This is a genomic window from Pseudoalteromonas luteoviolacea NCIMB 1944 (assembly GCF_001625565.1).
In the GTDB taxonomy this organism is placed as follows: Bacteria; Pseudomonadota; Gammaproteobacteria; order Enterobacterales; family Alteromonadaceae; genus Pseudoalteromonas; species Pseudoalteromonas luteoviolacea_F.
On sequence record NZ_AUXS01000023.1, the window covers coordinates 11,588 to 36,440 of the forward strand.

At 44.4% G+C, this 24,853-nt stretch carries 21 protein-coding genes; 8 read left to right on the forward strand and 13 right to left on the reverse strand.

From position 1 onward, the window contains the following. Nucleotides 1-43 precede the first annotated feature (43 nt). The 6 genes from N483_RS08825 to N483_RS08850 form a co-directional block, all read right to left on the reverse strand. Nucleotides 44-2,881, reverse strand: a complete 2,838-nt coding sequence (locus tag N483_RS08825; RefSeq protein ID WP_023400256.1) for a TolB family protein — start codon at nt 2,879-2,881, stop codon at nt 44-46. A 65-nt stretch (nt 2,882-2,946) separates the two neighbouring features. Next, entirely contained in the window at nt 2,947-3,189 is a 243-nt protein-coding gene (locus N483_RS08830; RefSeq protein ID WP_023400257.1) for a hypothetical protein, read from the reverse strand. A gap of 102 nt (nt 3,190-3,291) precedes the next feature. Beyond that, on the reverse strand, nt 3,292-4,575 hold the full coding sequence (locus N483_RS08835; RefSeq protein ID WP_023400258.1) for a sensor histidine kinase: 1,284 nt from the start codon (nt 4,573-4,575) through the stop codon (nt 3,292-3,294). Beyond that, on the reverse strand, nt 4,565-5,956 hold the full coding sequence (locus N483_RS08840; protein ID WP_023400259.1) for a sigma-54-dependent transcriptional regulator: 1,392 nt from the start codon (nt 5,954-5,956) through the stop codon (nt 4,565-4,567). The genes N483_RS08835 and N483_RS08840 overlap by 11 nt, the downstream gene beginning before the upstream one ends. Nucleotides 5,957-6,015: 59 nt before the next feature. After that, entirely contained in the window at nt 6,016-6,867 is an 852-nt protein-coding gene (locus N483_RS08845) for a D-hexose-6-phosphate mutarotase (RefSeq protein ID WP_023400260.1), read from the reverse strand. Between the two features lie 133 nt (nt 6,868-7,000). Then, nucleotides 7,001-8,959 (reverse strand): methyl-accepting chemotaxis protein, encoded by a 1,959-nt coding sequence (locus tag N483_RS08850; protein WP_023400261.1) that lies wholly within the window; start codon nt 8,957-8,959, stop codon nt 7,001-7,003. A gap of 161 nt (nt 8,960-9,120) precedes the next feature. Here N483_RS08850 and N483_RS08855 point away from each other — a divergent pair, with 161 nt between their 5' ends. The 3 genes from N483_RS08855 (at nt 9,121) to N483_RS08865 (ending at nt 12,557) form a co-directional block, all read left to right on the forward strand. Beyond that, complete coding sequence (locus N483_RS08855; RefSeq protein ID WP_023400262.1) at nt 9,121-10,359, forward strand: hypothetical protein; 1,239 nt, start codon at nt 9,121-9,123, stop codon at nt 10,357-10,359. Between the two features lie 359 nt (nt 10,360-10,718). Next, on the forward strand, nt 10,719-11,960 hold the full coding sequence (locus N483_RS08860; RefSeq protein ID WP_023400263.1) for a carbohydrate porin: 1,242 nt from the start codon (nt 10,719-10,721) through the stop codon (nt 11,958-11,960). Between the two features lie 207 nt (nt 11,961-12,167). Further along, on the forward strand, nt 12,168-12,557 hold the full coding sequence (locus N483_RS08865) for a YbaN family protein (RefSeq protein ID WP_023400264.1): 390 nt from the start codon (nt 12,168-12,170) through the stop codon (nt 12,555-12,557). A 42-nt stretch (nt 12,558-12,599) separates the two neighbouring features. On the opposite strand, the gene N483_RS08870 is transcribed toward N483_RS08865, so the two are convergent. Further along, entirely contained in the window at nt 12,600-14,840 is a 2,241-nt protein-coding gene (locus N483_RS08870) for a TonB-dependent receptor domain-containing protein (protein WP_023400265.1), read from the reverse strand. 216 nt (nt 14,841-15,056) lie between these two features. On the opposite strand from N483_RS08870, the gene N483_RS08875 reads away from it, so the two are divergent. The 3 genes from N483_RS08875 (at nt 15,057) to N483_RS08885 (ending at nt 16,666) form a co-directional block, all read left to right on the forward strand. Further along, nucleotides 15,057-15,497 (forward strand): DUF4920 domain-containing protein, encoded by a 441-nt coding sequence (locus N483_RS08875; protein ID WP_023400266.1) that lies wholly within the window; start codon nt 15,057-15,059, stop codon nt 15,495-15,497. Nucleotides 15,498-15,505: 8 nt separating this feature from the next. Next, nucleotides 15,506-16,060 (forward strand): PepSY-associated TM helix domain-containing protein, encoded by a 555-nt coding sequence (locus N483_RS08880; RefSeq protein WP_023400267.1) that lies wholly within the window; start codon nt 15,506-15,508, stop codon nt 16,058-16,060. A gap of 144 nt (nt 16,061-16,204) precedes the next feature. After that, nucleotides 16,205-16,666, forward strand: coding sequence for a DUF1842 domain-containing protein (locus tag N483_RS08885; protein WP_023400268.1), 462 nt, complete (start codon nt 16,205-16,207; stop codon nt 16,664-16,666). Here N483_RS08885 and N483_RS08890 read toward each other — a convergent pair. The 5 genes from N483_RS08890 to N483_RS08910 all read right to left on the reverse strand — a co-directional run bounded on the left by N483_RS08890 (nt 16,656) and on the right by N483_RS08910 (nt 21,622). Beyond that, a complete protein-coding gene (locus N483_RS08890) occupies nt 16,656-17,075 on the reverse strand; it encodes a carboxymuconolactone decarboxylase family protein (protein WP_023400269.1) in 420 nt (139 codons plus the stop codon). The two genes, N483_RS08885 and N483_RS08890, sit on opposite strands and share 11 nt — an antisense overlap. A 106-nt stretch (nt 17,076-17,181) precedes the next feature. After that, nucleotides 17,182-17,673 carry a signal peptidase II gene (lspA, locus tag N483_RS08895; RefSeq protein ID WP_023400270.1) on the reverse strand — a complete coding sequence of 164 codons (492 nt, stop codon included), beginning with the start codon at nt 17,671-17,673 and terminating at the stop codon, nt 17,182-17,184. Nucleotides 17,674-17,754: 81 nt separating this feature from the next. After that, entirely contained in the window at nt 17,755-19,449 is a 1,695-nt protein-coding gene (locus N483_RS08900) for a methyl-accepting chemotaxis protein (RefSeq protein WP_023400271.1), read from the reverse strand. Nucleotides 19,450-19,488: 39 nt separating this feature from the next. After that, on the reverse strand, nt 19,489-19,905 hold the full coding sequence (locus N483_RS08905; RefSeq protein ID WP_052027397.1) for a BLUF domain-containing protein: 417 nt from the start codon (nt 19,903-19,905) through the stop codon (nt 19,489-19,491). A 73-nt stretch (nt 19,906-19,978) separates the two neighbouring features. After that, nucleotides 19,979-21,622 carry a methyl-accepting chemotaxis protein gene (locus tag N483_RS08910; protein WP_023400273.1) on the reverse strand — a complete coding sequence of 548 codons (1,644 nt, stop codon included), beginning with the start codon at nt 21,620-21,622 and terminating at the stop codon, nt 19,979-19,981. 222 nt (nt 21,623-21,844) lie between these two features. Here N483_RS08910 and N483_RS08915 point away from each other — a divergent pair, with 222 nt between their 5' ends. Together N483_RS08915 and N483_RS08920 are read left to right on the forward strand one after the other, a co-directional pair. Continuing rightward, a complete protein-coding gene (locus N483_RS08915; RefSeq protein WP_023400274.1) occupies nt 21,845-23,959 on the forward strand; it encodes a TonB-dependent receptor plug domain-containing protein in 2,115 nt (704 codons plus the stop codon). Further along, nucleotides 23,949-24,464, forward strand: coding sequence for a TlpA family protein disulfide reductase (locus tag N483_RS08920; RefSeq protein ID WP_023400275.1), 516 nt, complete (start codon nt 23,949-23,951; stop codon nt 24,462-24,464). The genes N483_RS08915 and N483_RS08920 overlap by 11 nt, the downstream gene beginning before the upstream one ends. On the opposite strand, the gene N483_RS27230 is transcribed toward N483_RS08920, so the two are convergent. Then, nucleotides 24,461-24,631, reverse strand: a complete 171-nt coding sequence (locus N483_RS27230; RefSeq protein WP_023400276.1) for a hypothetical protein — start codon at nt 24,629-24,631, stop codon at nt 24,461-24,463. The genes N483_RS08920 and N483_RS27230 overlap by 4 nt on opposite strands. Nucleotides 24,632-24,853: the final 222 nt, after the last annotated feature.

The window sequence follows — 24,853 nt, forward strand, 5'->3', positions numbered from 1 at the left end:
ACAAGGCGGGTGACCACTCGCCTTTTTCCTAAAGAGCACAAATTTACCAGGGGTGCCAAAGCCCGAACCAAGTGCGCCATTCATCTTCCCGGGCGTCACGAGAAAGACGAGAAAATCCCACATCTAGATACATATTGGAGATCCCTGCCGGCGCGTATTTAGCCGCACTACCAAGCACTTTTTGGCTTAAGTTCACTTGCCATTTTATACCCCAACTCTTTGCAAAGTTTTGGCTGTCCATTTGGTGACGTGCATAAAATAAACGCGGTTGCCCTGCACGCCAGCTAGTTGCAAACTCATAACCTAAGTAATGGGCACCCGATGTAAACATAAAAGGTAACTCAGCAACATGCTGCTGACTCCCACCCACACCACTGTATATACTGTTGGTCGCAAATCCACCAACGCTAAGCGCCTGTTCGGTACGGTAACGGTTACTCACATTGATGTACATAGGCCATTGCCACAACGCCACAGCCCCCTTGAGCATCATCTCATGGCCCGCGTTGTGCCCCCATATTTTCGCGCCATCCATCACAACATCCACAGAATATTGCTGCTGATCATGGTGATAAGAGACCTGATTGCCCGCCCAATAGCTATGCTCAAGATCTTGATAGCGTTGATCGGCCATATGCCAACCAACATAGGGCCGCCAGCGCCACTTTTGGCTGTGCTGTGCAAATGAAATATCCAATGTGTTGGACCAGGATTTTCGCACAGCTTGAAAATTGCCAAACTCATCTCGCTGTACAGAGGTATCTAATTCACTCGCCTTTAGTTCGTTGCGAACGTCAAAGTTCCCCCACCGGTATGCCATATCCAGATATCCACCTTGCAATACGTCATCGAAAAGAGATTGACTCACCCCCGCTTGCCAGCTCCAATGCTTGAGTATATCTGCGCCTGTGATACCGACACTGAGCACTTCTGTGCTTGCTAAAGCACCCTGTACAGACACAGCAAAAGACCAGTCTTGCAAGGTAGGGTCGTAATTTGCCACAGTTTGTGCAAAGCCAATGGGTAGGGCCTGTGCCTTTCGCTTGTCATCACTGTGTGTTGTCTCTTGAGTATCAAGTACCGTGACTTGCTGCACGTGTGCGTTCAAATTAGAGATCGCCATGAGTCTTGAGCCATATGGCGTACTCTCTAAAAAGAGTAACTGGTTGTTAAACTCACCTAATACCTCTTCATATACATGCTCCGCATCGCTTATTTGTTTTAATTCGTCCCTTTGCAGATGATAGTAATAGATGCCCAAGGCGCCTTTGCGCCCCATCACAAAATAGATCCCCGCACCGGTTTTGTCCCAGCGTGGCGACGCGATGTATTGGCTGTCGTCAAGTAATGGAACTTCCTTAGCCACCAATGTCGAGTCAGCCAAATCAGCAATATATAAACGCCACCCACGACCTTGAGCTGCTTTTAAATAAGCCAATTGCTTACCACTTGGGCTGATCACAGGATGGTCGTAAACAGAGTTTAAGTCTCTCGAAAACAAAGGTATAACTTGCTGATCGGAGAGACTAATCTGAACCAATTGAGAAAAGCCATGCTCGGTGCGCTCTGCTATCACTAGAGACTCATTGATAATACTAAAACGCCGGACCCCAATGCTGTTAGATAAACGCGTGACCTTGTCAGTGGGAATATGCCATTTGAAAAGCGCATTTGCCCAACCATGCTCCACCCTTTGCCGCGCGACAAAATAAACAGTTTCCTCATCTAGCCATTGCGGATGGTAAATCCCGTTGAAGTCCACAGCCGCCAAAGTTGCTAATTTTTCATGTCGGAAGGACGCCGGATATTTGTCTGGTATATCGTCGGGATCGCGGGCCAATATCGCCGCTTGGCGCTGCTCAAATTGCTCAACCGCTTTGTGGTTTTTTTCACTGGCATAAACAACCAGTGATACTTGACCAGACTGAGTAGACTCCACAGCCAAAAATTGCTGTTTGTTTGCGGACAGTTGTATATCTCGAGCAGCAAACGTAAATTGCATGAATTCATACTGTTCAAGCACAGTACGCTGAGAAACTGACTGAATAGCCTGGTGGGTATACTCGGCTATAAAGCGTCGATATAGTTGTATTGCAGATTTGCCAAAGGCACCTTGAAATGCCGCTTCGAAGCTTCGACTCTCCACCCCATTTACTCTCGTCCATACAGCATCTAAAGTAGCCTCATCATATTCTTGCTCAAGCCAAGCCAAAAATCTTGCCCCTAATAAATACGCCATCGCGCTGGCACGAAAGCTTCCGTCTCCATGACTTAGGGCATGATAGGGCAGCAAAGCACCTTGGCGAGCAAAAGTTTGCAATAGCGCTTCAGAGTAGTTGTCATATAAACGGCCCTGACCCGTCAGCTTAGATTCCTGCAACGTCGCGTAACCCTCAGCAACCCAGCGCGGCAACACAGCATCTGCCAAATCAAAACTATCGCTCACATCTCGTAACCACTGTCGAGCAGGGTGTCTGTTTGGCTGCGATAAATGTACTAAGTGAATATATTCGTGAAGTACCAATAACTTTAACCAACTAGGGTTGTATGCTATTGCCGTATCTGATTGCGGTGGTGTGACATACAAGGCCATAAACGGGCTATCAGAACTTGGTAAAGCAAACCCATTTGGCAAATTGAAAGGGTCGATCACTATGGCGTCAATAATGACCTCGAGCGCCCGACCTTGCTGACTTAATACCTCACTGCGAACTCGTTCCAGCTCCTTTACTGACGCTTCAGCCCAAACTGAGTAAGGCGGTTGGTAATGCACTCGAAAATGAGGGCTTTGAATGGTCTTCCAATCACTTTTTCCCGCCTGAGAAGGTGTCGCAAAGAGCCACACAGACACCATTAGAATAAGTTGTATACTGACGCGCATTGAATATCCTTGGTACTACCATATTGATAGTAAACCTTATGCCAATTTTTGGCGTCAAGGAAGGGCTAATCATGTCGTGCCAGCGCACCCAAGGAAGTGAACAAGGTCAAAATTGCACCCACAACCACAAATGCAATCATTGAAAATGGCGCGCTCAGCCCAAGGGCAAATTTAGCACTCGCCATCGCCGCAGCGACAGCCCACACACTCAACCGGCTCAGCCAACGCTTGGTATGACTAGGCAATTGAATATGCTTTAGGGCAAAACTCATCACAAGAAAAGCGATAAACGGATATAACACCAACACAATACACTCCTCGCTGAATACTTAAGTCAAATTCAGAAACTTCCCGGTTAGAATGTCACTGACTCTCGTTGAGCGTTAATTATATGGTAATGATAATTATTATCAACTAGGGAGTGTAATTTTCACTTCCGCCCCGTGTAAACCATTGCTTACTGTTAGGCTCCCTTCATGCTGCTCGATAATACGTCGGCTTAGCGTTAAGCCAATCCCTTGCCCTGTGCTCTTGGTGGTATAAAACGGCGTCATGGCATTTTCTATATTGGCAAATCCACCGCCCTGATCTGTAATGGTTATCACAACATGGGCTGCCTGATAGCCCGCTTGAATGCTGACTGTTTTGCCTTGTGGGCCTTGTTTTGCATTCGCCTCGGCGGCATTACTCAGTAAATTAATTAACGCTTGCTCTAATAACTGAGGATCACACTGACAAACCCGTACTGTGCAATCCAATAGCAGGGTTTGATCTTGATATATCTGTGCGATAAGTGCTTTGACAGACATCAATAAATCTTTGAGCACCACCTGTTTTGTGTGTAACTCAAGTGGCTTGGAGAGCTCACTGAAACGACCCACAAATTGCTGTAAGTGATAACAACGCTGATCAATAACCGACAGCGCTTGCTGATCTCTTGGCAAGGTCATTTTACTCTGTAAGCTTTGCGCTAAAGAACTAACGGGCGTTAAGGTGTTATTTATCTCGTGGCTGATAACTCGAATCAAGTTCTGCCATGCTGTCAGCTCTTGGTGACGTAGTGCTTTTCTGATATCCATGGCAATAAGCAAGCTATAACGCTTGCCCTGTTCATAAAATTCACTGCTGCTTATTGTCCAACTCGTGTTTAGTGTTCGATTTAAAAACTGCCAGTGATCGTTATCTCGAGCCAGCCCTAGTACCTGAGCGTCACGCCCTTTCTCTAACTGCCAAGACCTGTGGTATATCACCTCAAAAGCAGGGTTTGCATAACTAAGTTTATTGTCTTCGTCAAACACCAGGATAGGGCTTGGCAGCTTATCTATGAGCTGATAAATAACATAAATATGGCTATTGTAGCGCGCTTTTTGGCTGTGTAGCTCATCGCTCAGTGCCACTAATTCACGTTCAAATTTCGCTACTGCGCCACTGCGATAATGCGGCTTGAGCTGGTAAGTAAAATCAGCTTGTTGCAGCGCTTCTATTTGAATACTTGCGCGCTTAAAAACGCCGCTAAGGCGACCCAATAATAAATTAGAAACGCTCTGAAGGCAGGCAAATATGAGTATCGCAACTAGGATAGTGACCCACGACGCAAAGAGCCATTCCTTGACAAAAAAGCCACCGAGTACACTCACTAACCCATTGAGCAGCATAAAATATAGGGCTAGCACTCGCTCAAAATTAGCCGACATCTTTTAGACCATATTTATCCAAACGGCGATATAGCGAAGACTTGGTTAACCCTAACCGCTGTGCAGCTTGGCTGATCACGCCACACTCTTCTTCCAACACTTGCATGATCAGGTTTTTTTCCATATCAGCCAAAGTGCACGAGGTGTCTTCTAATCGAGTCTGAACACCTTTTGAAGCGGCAGGCTGCTTTGCCAATCGCAATTGACAATCCTCCACGCAGATCTGCTGCCCTTCACTCATTAATAGCGCGCGCTCCATTACATGGCTAAGCTCGCGAATGTTGCCTGGCCAAGGATAAGCTTTCAGTGCGCTTTTGACCTCAACTGCCAACTCTTTATCAGTGATCCCATAACGCTTCGCATGCTGTGCAAGCAAATGTTTAGCCAATGGAACAATATCCGCCTCGCGTTCACGTAAAGGGGGCAACTCAAACACCAAGGTATTAATACGGTAAAATAAGTCTCTGCGAAAAGTACCTTGTTCGATACAGGTGGGCAAATTAGCATTGGTTGCGCAAATTAAACGGATATCGCTGCGGGTCGTTTGGCTGCTTCCCAACGCCTCGTATTCACCCGTTTCTAACACTCGCAGTAATTTTGCTTGTAAAGGCAAAGATAAAGTCGCTATTTCATCCATAAAGAGCGTACCGCCTGACGCTTTGGTAAAGCGGCCAGTCCGATTCTGCTTCGCGTCAGTAAACGCCCCTTTCACATGGCCAAACAGTTCACTTTCAAATAATGATTCGGCCAATGCCCCCATATTCACACTGACAAGTGGCCCGTGTGCTCGCAGGGAATGACGATGAAGCCATGAAACAATATGACTTTTACCTACACCACTTTCGCCACAAAGTAAGATGCTGGCATCAGACCTCGCAACCCTTTCAAGCTTTTTTTGCAGTGCTCGCATGCTCGCGGATTGCCAAACAAACTCAGTGACTGGCTGCGACGTTCGGGTCTCTTGGTTGGCAATATGAGATAACTGGGTTTGCTGTCGAGTTTGTAGCTTGAGCTGCTGCTGAATTGAAGTTAAAAGCGCTGTGTTTTGCCACGGCTTCTCTATAAAGTCACTGGCCCCGAGCTGCAGTGCCCTAACCGCAAGATTGATGTTTCCCCAACCGGTAATACACAGCACGGCAGGTGCATTATCTTGCTCTTTCAACCAAGTCAAAAAGTCCAGTCCTTCTTGTCCTGAGGTTGTATCCTTAGAAAAGTTCATATCCAGCAAAATAATGGCAACAGCTTTTACACTGAGCAGCTGTTTAGCTATATCTGGGGAATCGGCTTCCAATACTTTGAAGCCTTGATCTTCAAGAAAGTAAGCTGCGCTTAGTCGCACCTCAATATTATCATCGATGATCAGAATGGTTGGCACTGACATAAATGTACCCTAACGTTCACTTCACGTTAGGATACGTCAATCAAGCTAATTGGAAAAGTTTAACACCAGCGTATTGTTGTAGTTAACGTGTGACTTTGACCAGGTTCGACAGTTGCAATATCTTCCAGTACATTAGCAGCTTCTAAACACAGCATGCTCAAGTACTCTTCGTCTTGAAAATTGCTTAGACGCTTAGATTTGTCAATCCAAGGGTTCCACAGTACACAAGATGTCGAGTTTTCACGGCCAACTTCAATAGTGCCTTCTGGCGTATGGATAAACTGAACTGGCGCCGCTTGCGTGTAAACCATATCGGTTTCTCGTGCAAACCCAACCTGCTCTGATTGCGCAAAAGGCCCTTCACCAAACTCGATATATTTTGCCCCTTGCAAACCGTCAACTGTGGTGTTTTTAATATTGGAGGTTGGAAAATAGGTATGTAGCGCTTGTGTCAATGAAAAAGGTGATTGACCTAAGTTAGTGTTCGTCAGCCTTACCTCTAATTGTTCACTCAAAATAAATTCGACTTCCAATTTAGATTCATGTGGCCAATACTCCCTGCCAACTTGCATCATGGGTAGCGACAGTGAAATGCGCACAGCTTCCGATGTTTCAGTCACTTGCTCAGCACGCCACACAATTTTTCGTGCAAATCCATGAGCTGGCCAGTCTGCGTTTTCATGCACGCCAAACCAAGGCCAACAAATTGGGATACCGCCGCGTACAGATTTTCCTTCTTGATAATCCTCATCTGCCGACACCCACAGTAAGTCGCTCTTACCATTCGGGGTAAACTCTGTAATTTGCGCACCTTGTAAAAATATTTTTGCCTGACACAGGGGGCTATTAACCTCAAAATACTCTAGCCCGGTATCAGTTCTTGCTAATTTTACTGAGTCGGAAAATTCCATGATCCACCTTTAAATTTTATTCAACTGTCCTTACATTACCGAGCCGTCTCCACAGAGTAAACATGAATTGCTCACTATGAATGATCTTCAACAATTTTGTATAAAATAACAGCACGTTAGCATAATTTATCAACTAAACTTTAAACTTGCCTACTAACTCGGTAAGTTGCTTAGAAAGGCCCGTCATTTTATCACCATTGTCACAGGTATCGCTGGCTATCATAGAGACACTGTCGGCGGCGTTTTTAATCTCGACCACGTTACGATTGATATCTTCCGCTACATGCTGCTGTTCTTCTGCCGCAGTTGCGATCTGGGTATTGAGATCACTGATATTTTGAATGGACTGCGTAATTTCAACGAATTGATTTTGCGCAGAGTGAGTCAGTTCAACTGTTTTTTCAGTTGTTTCTAGGCTATTTGTCATGTCTGACGACACGCCTTCTGTCATTTTACGCAGTTTATCCAACTGAGAGGCGATTTCCTCTGTTGATTCAGAAGTACGCTGTGACAATGCCCGCACCTCGTCTGCGACCACAGCGAAACCACGACCATGCTCTCCGGCTCTTGCCGCTTCAATCGCCGCATTTAATGCCAACAAATTTGTTTGCTCTGCTATCCCGCGTATTACACTCAAAATCGACATAATATTTTCACTTTCACTATCGAGTTTGGTGATATCTGAGGTTGCGCGGTTTATTACACCGGATAACTCTGCGACACTGTCCACCGTTTGTGTGATCACGGTTTGGCCGAGTTCGGAAGCGTGCTGAGTTTGTGTCGCCAATTCAGCCGCATTGGCACAACTTGATGCCACTTCATTAGCCGTTGCCGCCATTTCATTGATGGCTGTCGCCGCCATTTCTAAAGACTGCTGCTGGGCACTGGTTGACCCTGTCAGTTCATCCGCCTGTCCTGCGGTTGTCAACGCAGTTTGATTCACCTGCTGAGCACAGTGATTGATTTGCTGTACCAGTTGCGCAATTAAATTTAAAAACTGGTTAAAGCTCTCTGCTAATTTTCCAGTCTCATCTTGTGTGGACACTTGCAATCGTTTGGTCAGATCCCCTCCACCTTGGGAAATAGCAGTTAGGCCGTCACTCACATTGACAATTGGCCCAGACAGCAAATTCGCGATATAGGTTGCAAGGGCAATAAAAATTGCCACCAAGATCCCACTGATCACCAAGATGGTCACTTTCATTTTGTTGGCTGTGCTCATCACCTCTTGTTGCTCAACAAATGCGATAAACTTCCACCCCAGTGTTTTCGAGGTATAGATATTGGAAAAGAAATCCACTCCGTCTATAGAAATTTCAAACAGCCCATCAGGGGCACGATTTAGTTCGGTGTAGAGGCCATTTTCAACCTCATCAATATGTTTGAAAGTATATTCTGGATGTTTAGCATTCACCAAGATAGTACCGCTATCCTCTTCCAACATAAGATAGCCTGTCTCACCTAACCGAATACTCTTGATGATGTCCGTCAAGCCTTTAAGTGATACATCCATTCCTTGCACACCAATCAATTCACCGCCCGACTGCACAGCCTTAACCGTTGAAATAATTGCCGTGTCATCTGGTTCCCAATAATAAGCTTTGGTCAGTGCCGTTTGACCACCGCTGGCTTTACCTGTGGTGTACCAAGGCCGCACACGAGGGTCATATCTTGCACTCACTTGACCTTTTGGCCACTGAATATACCCGCCTTGAGGGTTGCCAAAATAAATATAAGAAATGCCAGGATGTGAAGAGCCAAATTGCCTGTAGAGCTCATACAGGCGACGCTCCACTGAGGTTCCTGTATCCGGTGACATCTGCTCAGCACTGCCATTGTCTATATAAATCGACACTTGATCACCCCCTTGCAATACATCTGGGTGACTGGCCAGGTAGGTCACATTTTTGGCCACTTCCTCAAATAACATGCTAATCCCATTGTCAATTTGCTGTGCTTCTCTGCTACTCATTTCTACAAATTTATCCACTGCAAGCTGCCTCGTTTGAGAAATAACGATGACGGCAATAATCAGCAGTGGCACCACAATCGCGGTGATGAATGCAAGGCGTAACTTTTGAGAAATAGTCATAATGAAACTTCCTGTGGGCATTCAAAAAATATAGTTGTTGATCTTCAACTATACAAAAAGATTAAAAAATTCCTGTCACGTTGCACACCAAGGCAATGGACAGCATCAAATACTCAACTACGCTTTATGTCAGATACGCCTGCTTTTAAGGATATACCCCAATGTCGCTCACAAATTGTAAACGCCTCGCAGCTAGCTGCCTTTTGCTGCTGACGCCAGCACTGGCTGCAGCGTCAGACGCTGAACTTGCCGAGCTCAAACAGCAACTACTAAAATTGCAAAAGAAAATTGAGAAACTGGAAGCACAACAAAAGCGTAAAACCAAAGAGAAAAAGCCAGCTTCCACTATCAAGGTCGGTGGTGCCGTGAGGACCACTCTCAGCCACACCTCATATGATGACGACAATAAAAATCGCGGTGGCGATTTCGAACTCGATGTATTTCGTCTGAACTTTTCCGGCAATATAGGTGGCTTTGGACTTAATGCAGAGTGGCGATATTTTGATTACATGACAGCGGTGAAGTACGCCTATTTATATTATGACTTTGCAAAAGATTGGCAGGCCCAAGTGGGCATGACCAAAGTGCCATTTGGGAATTGGCCATATAATTCACATAGCTGGTTTTTTGGTACCACTTATTATGTCGGCTTAGAAGACGATCACGACATGGGCATACTCTTCAAGCGTAAGCTGGCCGATAATTGGCAGCTGGATGTAGGCTTTTTCAAAAACGATGAGCTCGGTGGCGTTGATGGCTATGTTGAGTCGCGAAGCGATCGTTACTCCTATGATATCGTGGGTGCAAGAGGCGCAAGTGAAGGGATCTACGATGATCCAACTCAGCCGCTGGGCGAGTACAATACGTTTTCAGGTAGATATGGCTACCATTTTAAACACAAAGGCGGCACAACGGAGTTAGGTGTCTCAGGCCTCATGGGCGATTTGCACAACGGAATTGAAAAAGCAGGAGAATATCAAGCATGGGCGCTGCACCTAAATGCCAACATTGGTAAATGGAATCTGCAAATGCAACATGGTGAATATGAGTACGATATCGCAGGTATCAACCGCATTGCCGTGGGTGCTTATGCGTTTTATGACTCTATTGCTGCTGAGGCAACCATGTCTAACTTTAATGTCGCATATAACATGAAAGTAAAGATTGGCCCGATCAATGCGCTGCAGTTTTACAATGATTTCGGCATCATCTACGACAAATCAGATAATAGCAGCGACACTTGGATGAATGTCACGGGAGTGTCCATGTCCGCAGGGGCATTTTTTTCTTATCTAGATTTTGTTAATGCCAAGAACCAGCCCTTTGTCGGCGGTTCTATTGCTGGGGACAGTGACGACACAGAGCGTCGCTTTAATCTCAATTTTGGATACTACTTCTAGACAGTCGTTTGTCGCGTGGCCAAATATCTCGATTTGGCCAAAAAAGTAATAAAAACTGATTTTTTTAAAAGTACAAAACACGTCTAGCGAAATATTGATGATTCGTTTACAAAGAACACAGCAACACATTGATAGAAATAAATAAATTTGTGAACAAAGTAACACCTAGAACGTTCTAAATAGACCGTAAAGGTAACAAAATTTAAGCAATAACCTGACAACCCCCAATCCTTTTTACCACTGCGATACAATCCGATTACAAACCATGAAAATTTGCAATTTCCGCCAATTTGCACACATAAATATTGTGGGTTAGTCTTGCGCCTTTGTTAATTCTCACCCTCTGGATAGTCTAATCAATGTCAAGAAGTACTAGACAAGTAATCGCCTTAGGTGGCGCGCTATTAGTGACCACGCCTCATGCATTTTCGGCCAATAGTGAACTGTCAGCGTTGAAACAACAGCTCGCACAATTAGAGCAAAAAATACACCAATTAGAAAATAATCAAGCAGCTGAAGAGGAAGCTAAAGACAATTCAGAGTCCGGTATCAAAGTTGGCGGTGCTATCCGTGTCAACTACTCAACAAACTCCTATGACGAGGATACTAAAAACCGCGGTGGAGATTTAGACTTTGATGTATTTCGCTTTAACGTGTCTGGTGAGATTGCCAACATCGGTGTCAATGCGGAGATTCGCTTCTTTGACTATATGAGTGTTGTTAAATATGCCTACCTTGATTACGACATCACTCCTCAGTGGCAAACACAGCTCGGCTTAACACAAGTGCCATTTGGTAATGACCCTTACAACTCTCACAGTTTTTTTATGAGTCCAAATTATTATTTGGGCCTGGAAGACGACTATGACATGGGTCTCGTGATGCGAAGAAAAGTCGCCGATAATTGGCAACTAGACTTAGGCTTTTTCAAAAATGATGAGCTGGGAGGGATTGACGGCTATGTGGAAGACCGCAAAGACAGATACTCTATCGATATTGTCGGTATTCGCGCCGATGATGAAGGTATCTATGACGCTCCAGCCTCTAAATTAGCTGAACAAAACACCTTTGTCGCGCGCTACGCATACCATCTAGAACACCGAACAGGCTCAACAGCAATCGGGGTATCTGCTTTATCTGGTGGCTTACATGATGGCAATTATAGTGCTGGTGATTATCAAGCGTGGGCTGTGCACCTGAACAGCAACCTTGGCAATTGGAACCTGCAATTGCAACATGGCCAATACGACTATCAACTCGATGCAACGCAGCGTATTGCGATAGCAGCTAATGCAACCTATGACACCATGCCAACCGAAGCAACCTCGAGCAGTGTAAATATAGCCTACAACTTATCAGTTAACTATGGCCCTATCACACACCTTCAGCTGTATAACGATTTTGGTGCCATCTACAACAAGTCGGATGAATCAAATAATTCATGGATGAATGTGACTGGGGTCGCTGTCACCGCAGGCCCTATCTTCTCGTACGTTGACTTGGTTCACGCTAAAAACCAACCTTTTGTAGGCGGTACACTTTCAGGACAAAGTGACGACGTAGAAAGACGCTTTAATATCAACATAGGTTACTACTTCTAAGATATCTTCAAAGGCCATGAAAACAAACGCTATTTTTATGGCCTTTCAAAATAATATTCTCTTTTAATTAGGATAATTAACTACGTTTTTCGTCTATAATGGAGAGACGTCTGCTGTTAAAATACTGCATAACCACTTCGGTATTTAGGCAATCAGGCCGAATATTGTTTTAAATCGGCGCATACAACCAAGGAGAAACAGCTATTTATGAAGAAGCTTTTTAACCGCTGTTTCTGGTTGCACGCAGCAGGCATCATTTTTGTAGGATTGGGATTTATTGGCATGGCCTTGCCCGTGATGCCTACTACCATCTTTTTTATCCTAGCACTTGCCTGCTTTTCACGCTCATCACCAAAATTCGAAAACTGGCTGCTAACACATCCCAAATTTGGTCCTTCCCTTGTCGCATGGCGAGAATATCAAGTAGTCCCTCCCAAGGGGAAATGGGGAGCAGGTATCGGTATGCTGATAGGCTATATTGCACTGTGTTTTAGTACCGCTCCTTGGTATGTGTTGATAATAGTGGCTGTCATTGAAATACTGGCTTTGACCTACATTCTCACACGTCCCTCACAGCCACCCGTTACCAGCAATTAAACTCTCCGAGTCGATCCGCCTACAAATATCAGCAGATTTCAATTAGAAGGTATAGTTCAAAGTCAACTTGTAGTTTCGTCCTAATTCACTCGGGTCATTCGCTTCCCCCGCTGGTGCTCTTAAATAGCGCTCATCTGTCACATTATCGATACCTGCACGGACAACCAGATCAGAGAAATAACCTGTGCCTTGGAACTTTGCAGTCAAGTTATACACTTGGTAAGAGTCCGTGCCATAACCGCGTTCAAGATATGCTTCAGTTAAACGCTGCTGAGCCCGATAAGCCAGCATTTGTGCACCAAGCTCTAAAGAATCGAACAAAGCATACTGGATGCTTAAATTGAGTTTGTCCGCAGGTGCTTCTGAATAGGGTTGTTTGTCAGTCTCTATCGTGCCTAAAAAGAAGTTTGGAACACCATACGCATCCATATTAATTGTTGAATATCCCAGGTAGGTACGCAGCGCTCCCAGCTCATAATGAAGTTCTACTTCCCACCCACGACTCACTAATTTGCCAATGTTTTTTGCACTATAATCACGGTGCGTCGCCACAGGAATACCATTTGCTGGCTTAGGGCCTGGTGACCCTTGCTGTTTTTCCCCCTGCGCATCGACGTAATACATAAAGGGGACATTGTCGATAAAATTCGTGATATTGTTATCAAAGTGAAGTACTTTCAGTTCAAACTTATCACCCCAATTAAGGTCATCTAAGAAGATACCAAAGCCGCCCTCTAAATTTTCCGATTCTTCTGGTTTTAAGTCGGGTTGAGGCTCGTTGTAGCAGAATTTGCCACCGATATGGCAGCGCCACTCACGCTTTTTATACAGCTCTTGTACCGATGGCGCGCGAAATGCTTCGGCATATTTCACATAGATGTTGAAATAATCGGTTAGCTTTAATGTCACACCGAGTTCATTGGAAAGTTCATCATCGTCATGATCATCATATTGGGTGTACACGTCACTGCTGCGTTTATACCCATCATACCGTATGCCCGCCGTGATCAATATGGAGTCGTCAACCAATGACACTTGATCTATCACTGACAGAGAAATATTTTGAGCATCACTGTCACCGTATTCAGATGTTTGAATTTGCTCAGCATCGAATTCTGTTTGGCTAAACTTTTCAAAATCATAATTCAACTCGACGGCCACCTGATGGTCAAAAGCATCGGTTAAGTCAAATAGGTTAGCCAGTCTTGCACCATAGCGTTTAGTGCTGCCAAATTCACTGCCCGAAAAGTCGATTTGCTGTCCGCGACGCGTGATATAGCCCATTGTTTTTTCTTCGTAGTCTTTATCTGAGTACACCAATTGAGCATCAAAATCTACATAGCGACTGTCAGGCTGATATACATATGTTGAAGCGACTTCTAAGTAGTCATTATTGAAATCTTTTGACAACATTGGGTATCTAAGACCTAAACTGGCATCTAAGTTATAAGGTTGATCATCAGAGCGGGTTTTAGACCAGTCAATTTTACTTTGCACACTATGTGCTTCACCAATAAACCACGTATTTTTTAAAGCAATATTTTGTCGCTCAGAATCGTTTTTAATGGTGTCCAATTTGGCGGCGTCGGCAATCTCTTGCTCATCACTGCCCAGATTTTCACTGCCCACCACATCGATATCGGAATAGCGCACAGTACTGACGTGCAATACGGTATCCATATTATTTGACAGTGCGAAAAGAGCGCCTGTGTTCTGATTACTGTCACCATTTGTTTGATGAGTAATGCTAACGTGGGAACCCACCCCTTTTGCACCATCTAAGTAGTCACTGGCATCCTTGGTCGTCAATCGAATACTACCACCAATTGCCCCTGACCCCACTGTGAGCGAATCAGCACCACGTAAAACTTGCACTTGCTTTAGCTGACTTGGATCAACACCTAAGCTATTGATCGACGCCAAGTTACGGCCACCATCCGATTCTATTTTTCTCTTTACGTTGTCAACTGATATGTGGATCCGCTCTCCATAAAGGCCTCGGATACTGGGTTGTGCAGCTAATGGTGCCGCACTACCTGTTAACTCAACGCTGGGGATCTCACGTAATATTTGGGTCAGTTCAGCTTGTTGACGACGCGCCATAGCCTCACTGTCCATTGCAGTCACAGAGCCAGCTGCGTCTTTATTTAATACTGATAATTTATGCCCGTGAATTTCAATCACATCATCAATGTTATTGGGTTTTGAGGAGTTGGCAAACGTCTGTGTCGAAACTGCCGCGCTAAGTAAACTAAATGGCAGCACTGAGAGTGTAAATTTCATGTCCTTATATACCTCCAAATGATAATAATTATAAATCGCATTTGAAATGCGCAGCTAGAATAATTAAACTAATCACTGAAAGCAATAACCAAATAACTAAAAGTTATAATAAAACCAATACCAATTACCTAGTAAGTTAGTGTGAGCACTGTTCCAATATGTTGCTCTTTGTCGTAACTTATTGTTCCATATATACACTTAGATTAAGGAAAAGATATGAAAGCGGGTACAACTCTGGCCATGATGGTCTGTGCATTAATGTTTAGCCAATTGGCTATCGGTAAAACTTATAACGGTGGTGCGGACAAAAGTAAATTGGTGAGCATTTCTCAGTTACTGAGCGATGCGCAAAGGTATACAACTCAAACTGCTACGATCCAAGGTACTATCACGAGAGTCTGCAAAAAACGTGGTTGCTGGATGCAACTTGCCAGCGATCAAAAGTTTCAATCTTTAAGAGTGAAAGTGCGCGATGGAGACATGGTTTTTCCAATGACAGCGCAAGGAAAAACAGCCTACGCTACCGGTACATTGAAAATAAAGCCACTGACCCTTGAACAAACCAACCAAAAGCGCACTGCACAAAACCTAAGCCCAGTTGATACTCCAGAGGTAATGCACCTTTTCATTCCTACAGCAGTGACCATTGAGGACTAACCTGCATAATGTCATGGTTCAAACTCAATCGCAGCTTGCACAGAGATATTGGCTATTTTTGTATTGGCATGACCCTCGTATTTGCAATCTCAGGAATAGCACTCAATCATATCCATCAGTTCAATTCCAACTATCAAGTTTCGCGCACAACTCACTCTGTGCAACTAAAAAATTCAGAGTTAGAGAGTCAGTCTTTTGAATCCCGACTACTGCAAAAATTGGCATTGGACGACACCATCAAAGCCCGTTTCTGGCAAGATCAGACGACGTATAAGTTGTTTTTACAGGAGTCTACTCTATACCTTTACCCGAACCAAAATAAGGTGATCGTGGAGCAAGTCAAGCCGCGTCTTTTACTTCGGCAACTAAACGCATTACACCTCAATGAGGCGCGTGCCGCTTGGATGTGGTTTTCAGATTTTTATGCAATCTTGCTCATTTACTTAGCATTGTCGTCTTTATTTATGATCAAAGGTAAACGCGGAGTGCTAGGACCTCGGGGATGGTTAGTGATTGCCGGGTTTGCCGCACCCGCTGCATTTATCTATGTTTACGCTCTATAAGTTTGTAAATACACACTTACATAAATAATACTGTAATTAGCTGTAATGGCATAAACCCACTGCCCAATCTAGAGTAACAATAATTGAATAGACTGCAGCAATATGTGCAGCAGTCTAGATAGTAAACTCAGTTAAGGGGCTGGCATGCTGTCAACATCTTGCGGTATTAACGGACTTTTTCTAGCCAATTATATACTTGGTAATGATACGGCTAAGCCAATTTGCCAAATCTCTCTGCTTGTTTACGTAGGAGATAAAACCATTTCTGGGCGCGCTAAAGTACACCTTACACAAAGTGATTATACCGACCTCATGTTTCACCTTAATGGTGAATTTCACTATCAGCAGTCGTCAGGTTCACAGTGTATCGCTATCACTTTACTTGGCCAGCAACCTCAGGTATGTACACCACGTCAAGGCGTATCATGTCACTATATCAAACTGGATATGCTGCTGAATGACAACTGGCGAACTGGCCAAGCTAGTTTTAGCTATAAAGATCTCAGCAGCAACACTTGGTGCCATTTAAATCCGCTCAAAATTAAACAGGTTTATAACAACAACATTTCTGATCTAGCCCAGTTGTCATTGCAGGTTAAAGATTAAGGCCTATCGCGATACGATTCCAATTGTTAATTTGCAATGCTAAGCCAATAATCGCCAACTGCTGTGATTCACTCAATAGTTGTTGAAAGCATTTATCAAGCTCACAGGAGGACGCCGAAGTCACTCTGTTTGCCAACAACAACGCAGCTTGGTCAAACGCCTCTAGGGACGATAAATCAGAATTCGATAACGCTACTTTGTATCGTTCATACAACTTCGAAGGTGCACTTTTTTTGAGTGCTTCGTCATGCATCTCTTGGCAAAATTGACACCCATTGATGTTCGATACATAGAGTCGAATTAGGTGAACCGTAGCTTCAGGAAGAGACTGCTCGGCAGGCTCTCCCAGCTGGGCTAACGCGGTGTGAATAAATGGATAGTTAGAATATAGTTGTGTACGTGAAATCATCGCTTACTCCTTATTTTTTCGACAACAAGAGCTTACGATGAAACAACAAAGAAAAAATTGGACATTTACGACAGTGCAAAACAGATGACTGCGATGCCGTCAAGTATCACTTTAGCTGCGCAGATTGAAAGGGGGTACACAATATAATCATCATCGCCCCAATCAAAATAACAACATCAGCGATGTTAAAAATTCCCGTACGGATAGAGCCAATCCCTAAATTGATAAAATCAATCACCGCACCGTGATTAAAAATACGGTCAAGCAAGTTACCAATACCACCAGCAAAAATTAAAGACAAAGAAGTTAATTGCAACTTGGACAGATCTCGGCTTTCAACCATATAACTCAGTAATGCCAATAAAAATAGACCGACTACACCAATAAATAGCACCATTCGCTGCTCAGGAGAGAAACCAGCGCCTACCGACAAAAAGACACCTAGGTTTTCGGTGTAACCAATGCGCACCATATCGCCTAAGTAACTGGTCATTTGCCAAGCTACAAGGTTGTCACTGGCCCACCACTTTGAGCCTTGATCTAGTAGTAAGCAAACGATGCATACCAATGCAATATGGCCCGCTTTGCTGTCATTCATTGTTCAAATTCCTACATTGCTTTTTTTCACTATAAAAAGCGCTTGGTGAATATAAAATGACAAATCGATAAATTTTCCTGCCTAGTCGGTGACAAAGCGATTAAAATTGGTATGCAAGTCAATAATACGCTTGGCTATATTGTGATTCGCGTCGGCGGTTTCACTTGCCCCCTGCGCGGTTTCCTTTGCCAATTCATTGATATTGTTTATATTTTTATCAATATCAACTGCCACCATCGATTGCTGCTCAGTCGCTGTTGCAATTTGAGTATTTAAATCATTGATTTGCTCTATTGCATCTGAAGCTGAGTCCAACATTTGCTGTGTCTGCTCACTTTTTTGATAGCAGTTATGCGCGCTCGTTTTGCCTTTTTCCATACTGCTCACGACTTTATTAGCCTCTGTTTTGAGTCGTTCAAGTAAATCTTGAATATCGGCTGTTGACGACTGAGTGCGTGTTGCCAAGGTCCGAACTTCATCCGCAACGACCGCAAAACCACGCCCTGTTTCACCCGCCCTGGCAGCTTCAATCGCCGCGTTAAGTGCCAATAAATTGGTTTGCTCTGAAATACTTTGTATCGCTTCTAATACCGAGCTTATGTTGTTGGTCTCTTCGACTAATTCACCGATGTCATCGGAAGCTAAATTAAGCTCAGTCACTAGATTCTCAATAATTTGATTGGTCTGAGTGGCAATACTCTTACCGGCATTCACTTTTTCACGCACTTGTGCTGTTGCTTCAGCGGCGTGGGCCGTGCTTTTTGACATGTCTTGGGTGGTGGTGGTCATCTCGTATACAGCCGCGGCAACCATCTCTGTTTGCTGCTTTTGCTCCGTGACACTTTGCTCAGTTTGACGCATCACATTCATTGCCAGCTCCGATGAGCTACCCAAACTTTTCACCACTTCATTGGTACTTTGAATGGTTTCCCTTAGACCTGAGACAAATTTGTTAAACTCTTTGGCCATAACGCCAGTCTCATCTTTTGCTGAGTCATCCAACATCACGGTCAGATCGCCGTCACCGCTGGCAATTGACTTTAACCTTACAATCAATGCCGCTAACGGCTGTGTGATAGAGCGACCTATCAGCAGTGCGGAGGCTATGGCCACAACAATGGCAAATACAGCTGCAACAGAAATCAATTTAATGGCCAAAATTTCGTCGTGCTCCGCTTGTAGCGTCGCTTTTTGAGTGAACTCCTGAACATCTGCCAACACGGCTATCAATTCATCTTTTAACTGATCTTCTTCTGCCTCGATTTGCTTCACCAAAGGCATAAGTTCAATCAAAGGCTGCTGTGTTAGCTGTTGCATTAACGCAGTTATATCTCTGCTAGCTTGCGCATAATGCTTGTTTATGACATCAAGCTCCTGTTGTACCTGCTGAAATTTCTTGGCCGCTTCTTGTGAGTGCGCCAAAGTAATTGCTTTGGTGGCAAAAGCCCGTGTATCTTTGATTTCTTTATCGACCTTTTCCACTGAATCAGACAATTTTAATGACAATTGCTGAACTTTTGTGTCATACCCTGGGTGATTGGCATCAGCCAAAGATTTATATAACAACATGCGCTCTAATAAAATGGCCTGCTCTAATTGATGTTCCGTTATCTGCGTAAGGAAGTTATTTAAGGGGATGTCTTCCTCCGCTATATCAATTAGCTCATAGCCAATTTTAGCCATTTGCACTAAAGCTATTCCACTCACCAACAACAACATCGCAAGCTGAATAGCACTCATGAAATATATTCTATGTGCAATTTTTAGTTGATTCATAATCAACACCTTTTAGTTTGTTAAGCAATATCAGCCTCATCAACACTGTTTAAAATAGTGGAGTAACTGAATAGAAAACTCGGGGTTATGCTCTAAATAACCGTAACTGTCTTGTTGATTCAAAAACTCTGACATACCTTCGTGTTTATCAATGTCACAACTTTCAACACACCTGAAACCCATTTGCCACTGCGCAAACAGACGTTGTTCAACATACTGCTCATGTAACTTGTTTACTCTTTCATGGCGTGGGTCTCGGCAAATGCACGCATATAGTGCACTCACAGACGCGGCCTCCCCCTCCAACAATTGGACAAAGGTGCCTTTGCCGTCATACAGCAGCAACCCAGTAATACCATTGGCTGCATTGCGTTGACGAAACTGTGACATCATCTTCAACAGCTCCTGTTCAGTAAATCGCTTTTTCGCCTTGCTGATGTAGACAAGTTGAAACATGTTACCTGACTCTCCAAACCGAATAAGACTCGCAAGCGCAACCGCCTTTTTGCACTCATAAACTCAAATATGACTAACGCACTTTAAAAAAGCCGATGGCACTGCGCATACCTGCCGATAACGCATCCAGTTTTTGTGTTGCATCTCGATTGGTTTCAGTCACTTCAATGGCGTTATCAGACATCGCCGCGATAGAATTCATCGCCTCTGATACTTCAGAGATTGCGCCCACTTGCTCGGTACTTGCTTGTACGACTTCTCGAACTCGCTGCAATGAATCACTGGCTTGGGCATCAATACTTTGCAACAACTCAGTAGCTTGCTGGATCAAGGCTTTACCATTTTCGACTTGAGGCTGGGTCTGCTCCATGGCTTCAACAGAAGCTGATGTTTCTTTTTGGATTTCCCCTATCATGGCCTCTATTTGTGCCGTTGCTTCCCCGGTGCGTTTGGCAAGCTGTCTGACTTCATCCGCCACCACAGCAAAACCGCGCCCTGATTCTCCGGCACGCGCAGCTTCAATGGCAGCATTGAGTGCCAATAAGTTGGTTTGTTCTGAAATACCACTGATCACATTGGCGATACCACCAATTTGTTCTGTATTGGCCTCTAGTTTTTTAATTTGTGCAACCGTGCCATTGACGGTTTCGGCAATCTTCACAATCTCTGCTGCACTCGCTGCTATCGCATCACGACCTTTGTCTGCAAACTCAACGGTCGACTCCGAGTTTTCTTCCGTTTTTGTCGTCAACTCACTGACATGATCGATACTGCTACGTAAATTCTCCAGCCGTACAACAGTCTGCTGCGTCAATGACGCTTGCTGCTGCGCCGCAGCATAAATATTATCAGAGCCCGTAGAAACCACCTTGGCTTGCTCTGCTAAGTCAGCCGATCCACCTACAATCTTTGATACGATTTCCGTTAGTTGCAGTTTCATATCAAACAATTTAGACAACATACTGTTGGGGTAATCCGTCGACATGCTCTGAGTAAGGTCACCTTGCGAAATCGCAGAAAGCGCCTTTTCAGCCTGACGCACCTCTCCTCCGAGTGCTTCACGAATACTTTTGGCAATCATTAAGCCAATAAACACACTCACCGCGATTGCCAGTAAAGTAGCGCCAACCATAAACTGGCCAAAGCCCCCGGCCACTGCACGCGCTTCTGGCGTTGCAATTTGATTGGCCTCTTCTTGATAGTCAATAAACTCATTAATGCGTGCTAGCCAGGTTATAAAAGCGGGGCGCGCTTGCTGTAAAACCACCTCATCGACATTGTCACCCGCACGTTTGTCAGCAATAATTTGCGCAACCAAGGGGCGCGTCGTGACTTTGATATCTGAGATGCTTTTCAATATTCGCCGCTCATTATCGTTAAATGGCACACCCTGAGATTTCATCTGTGCCATGTTGTTTTCCGCGTCGACGTAAAAGCGTTCTAGTTCTGCGATTTCTCGTTCGAACTGGCTTAATTCAGCATCGGAGTTAGTAATAGCCACATCGCGAATGGCAATCGCCGTATCGTGCACGCTGCCTCTAAAATTAATTGCATAACGTTGCTTTACCGAATTGACATCGGTCATTTGTGCCAAGGTATCATCAATAAAGTTGACATCCTTAATACCTATCCCAGTCAATATGATCATCAAACATAAAATTGCGCCATATCCAACTGAAAGTCGCTGTCGTATCGTCAGCCCCGCTAAAAAGTTCATTCATTCACCTTTTCGTCACATCCGCTTAGTAAATTTAGGGCTTAAATTGTGCCAACGCCAATTTAAGTCCAGTAAAAAATACGGATTTTTCTGTTTTTATGCTTATCTAGACCTACAAAAGAACATTCTAATCACAACAATAAAATAAATTATTGCTTGCAGTCTAAAGTGATAAAAGCTTAATATAAATGATAATCATTATCATGCATAAAATAACAACACGTGAATTATCTGTATCCTTCTCTCTTGGCGACCACCCTGCTAAGCAGTCCTGCTGCATTGGCAAAATCAACTGATCAAAATGCTCTTGAGCACATTGAAGTACAGGGCGTACAAGCACGCCTTCAATCACGCGGTATACTGAAAGACAGCATCGCGAAAACAGAACTGATTGATGCTGAGCAATTAAAAAATATGCAGGCTTCGAATTTAACGGAAGCAATAGATAAAGCGCTCGGGATACGAGTATCAAACGAGTGCTCAATGTGTGGCGCAAAGCGCGTTATGATCAACGGTATGAAAGGCGAGCACACCAATGTTCTTGTCGATGGTGTTCCCATGCATACCATGCTGTCTGGTTTTTACGGTATGGACAGTGTTGCTACGGCGGGGATTGGCACCATTGAAATCGCGCGAGGCGCAGGTGCATCGCTCACCGCGCCTGAAGCAATAGGCGGTACAGTCAATTTAGTCTCGCAAAAACCCAGTAAAAATGCGGCTGAGCTGGAAATGGCAACAGGTAATCAGGGATACAGAAAAGTTTCCATGGTTGCAATGGGCATCAGTGAAGATGAACACAGTGCCATCAGTGCCATTGCTCAACAGGACACTCGCGATCAATTTGATGGAGACAACAATGGCGTCAGCGAATCACCGTTACTCGACAACCAATCTATAGCCATTACCCTAAGTCATGACCTGTCTTTAGATACTTCTATCAAAATCCGCTATGGGCGCAGTATCTCCGAAGTCTTTGGCGGCCCTGTACTAGGCGATACCACCAGCTCAATTGCAGAAACACTTGCCAGTGTAACTCGCGGCGAAGCGGCAAACTTATTCTCTGATAACACTGTGGATGGCCGATATACTGGCCACCCTTGGGAAACCGCAGAGTGGGTCGATACGCAAAGAGAGGAGTGGCTGTTTTCCATTTTACACAGCATCAATGATCAGCTGACGCTGGATATCAGCTATGCCAACGTTGAACACATCCAAGATTCTTTTTATGAAAGCATCGACTATTGGGCCAAAGATGATATGCAGTTTTTCGCGGCAAAATTATACTATGCCATAAACGATCAGCACCTTATCACCGTAGGTATGGATAACCGCGATGAGCAAATGCGCAGCCACAGTGCCGCGCTCGCAGATAACCCACTGTATATGTCTGATAGTTTCGATTACACCGTGTCTGGTTTGTACATCCAAGAGACATACACTCCCTCCATTGATTTTGAGCTAGCGCTGGCAGTTAGATTTGATCGCATCACCGCGGATTTTATCGCTAACCAAACCAGCGATGACGAAATAGATGAAACGCTGGTTTCACCGCGTATCGATATGCGCTGGTTTCATCACGAAAATTGGATTTCTCGCTTGTCTATAGGCCAAGGCTATCGCGCCCCTTTGTCTTTCTTTGAAAGTGATCATGGAATTTTAGATGCCGAAAAAGGATACCTCGTGGATGTACACGAGGTTGAACGCTCAACTGGCTACAACTATTCACTCAACCACAGCGCAGATAAGATCAACGCAACTCTGTCTGTGGCATATACCCAAGTAGATAACTTGGCATCACTCTCCCACAATGAGGCGGGCACACCTGTGCTTGGACAGCTGACGGAACAAGCAGATGTGTGGGCTTGGGATCTCGCTGTGAGCTATCAGTTACTGGAGCAACTGCAACTGGGCGCCAGTATTGAAAACTATCGCTACAATGACGCCTTTAAGTCGTCTTTTGGCATTGCGCCAACAGAAAAGCGCGCCAGCATGAATCTTGAATTTGCACAGGCAAATTGGACTGTGAACGCAAACTACCTTTTTGTACCGAGTCGCAATTTGAGTGACTATGGGTATGAAGGGTTTAATGATACACAAGCGCAACACGCTAAAAAAACTGACGTATCAAGTTACGGCATATTGGATTTTAAAGTCAGCTATGCACTTTCTGAGGATATTAAACTCTATGTAGGTATGAACAATGCGCTTGATTACAACCAAGCAGCCGACGAAGAGTCACCGCTTTTGTTTGATAGCGAAGGGGGTTATGACGTCACCTTTATCTACGCTCCGATGCGAGGTCGGCTTGCGTATTTAGGGTTTGATTATGACTTTTAAACACCTTTGTGTGTTGGTGATATTGCTGTTGGCACCAATGGGCGCCATGGCATCAAGCCCTTTCTATCAGCTTAAACTCACCCCGATAACACCGAACGCACCTTCAACGCTGGCAGCATATCGCGGTCAAGTTTTAGCTCTCTTACTGGTGCAACCTCAGTGTAGCTGGTGTAAAAAGCAGCATAAGTTAATCGCTCGTATGATTGAGCAACAACCAAAACACTGTCAGAAATTCGCAGCCATGATGATGGCAACTGGCGGTGACAAACATTCATTGAAAAGAGAAATGAAGCGCTACCAGAGCCCGTTTGCCATAACCACTTTTCCAAGTAGGTTATCTCAGTCTCTGACGGTGAAAAGTACACCCCAATTATTTATTTTGGATAGCGAAGGTACGCTCGTGACCTATCATATTGGCTTTATGCCTGAAACCGCTTTGCGAAAAACCATAAATGGCTTGTTGGATACAACACAGTGCCAACAAAGCAAGGGTTTGCTGGGTTAGTTCGCGCTACCCAGCCAGTTTAGAAAGCCTTTTGCATCGGCAGAATTGGCAAAATCAATATAGCTTAAGCCATCTTGATGTTTAACAGCCATGCGGCATTTATTCATAGAAATTGAATGGACCGGCAACGTGATCGCTACCTGCTGTCCTTGGTATAAGTAAGACATAATAAAACGCTCATTTTTAACTTTAATATCTCATTGCAGGGTATTGCTGCACGGATATTTATTTACATGATGCCTTATTAAGGTCTGCTGAATCGTTGCCCCACTTGGTGGCGGCATTTATAACCATGGCATTGCATGATTGCACAATTGATAATTTCAAAACAGACGCAGTAAGGCGCTAACTTTAAAACTATGACTGACTGGATCAAGGTAAGACATATT